The 911-nt window shown below is 64.8% G+C and carries 1 protein-coding gene; it reads left to right on the top strand.

What is annotated here, in order from left to right; all coding sequences use genetic code 11:
• Positions 1–911 (top strand): ABC transporter permease (locus EOA60_RS35020; RefSeq protein ID WP_164899871.1); only part of this gene is annotated, 911 nt, incomplete at both ends.

Below are 911 nucleotides of genomic sequence, written 5' to 3'. Positions count from 1 at the left end.
CCCTACACGCGGGCGATGGTCTCGGCGCTGCAGACCACCGGCTACTATCGCTTCGACCATGTGGCGCAAAGTGCGTCGCAAGCCGAGTTCCTGATGTCGCGCGGCGATGTCGCCTTCGTCGTCACCATCCCGGCCGATTTCGCGCGACGGGTGGAGCGCGGCGACAATCCGCAGATCCTGATCGAGGCGGACGCCACCGATCCGGCGGTGGCGAGCGGTGCCATCTCGACGCTGAGCACCGTCGCCGGCCAAGCGCTGCTGAGAGCGCAAGGCATGCAGGAAGCGGCGAAGGAGGCGGCGCGCGGCCAGCTCGATGTCGTCGTGCACCGGCGCTACAATCCGGAAGGCATCTCGCAATACAACATCGTTCCCGGCCTGCTCGGCGTCATCCTGCAGATGACCATGGTGATGATGACCTCGATCGCGCTGACGCGCGAGACCGAGCGCGGCACGATGGAAAACCTTTTGGCCATGCCGTCCAGCCCGCTCGAGATCATGCTGGGCAAGGTGCTGCCTTACCTGGTGGTCGGCGCGGTGCAGGTGGTGGTGGTGCTGGCAGCGGCGAAGCTCCTGTTTTCCATTCCCTTCATGGGATCGCTGTCGCTCCTGCTCTCGGCGGTGCTGGTTTTCGTGCTGGCGCTGGTGCTGCTCGGCTACACGATTTCGACGATCGCGCGCACGCAGATGCAGGCGCTGCAGCTCACCTTCTTCTTCTTCCTGCCCTCGATCATGCTGTCGGGCTTCATGTTCCCCTATCGCGGCATGCCGGGCTGGGCGCAGATCCTTGGCGAGATCTTTCCGCTGACGCATTTCTTGCGCATCACCCGCGCCGTCATGCTGAAGAGCGCGGAACTGCCGGCTGTGGCGACCGAGATCGGCTGGCTGGTGGTGTTCGTGGCGTTGTTTGCCGG

It is taken from the genome of Mesorhizobium sp. M1A.F.Ca.IN.020.06.1.1, from assembly GCF_004023265.1.
GTDB lineage: Bacteria > Pseudomonadota > Alphaproteobacteria > Rhizobiales > Rhizobiaceae > Mesorhizobium.
The sequence above is the reverse complement of the archived record's forward strand: the minus strand, read 5'-3'. Positions and strand labels throughout refer to the sequence as shown.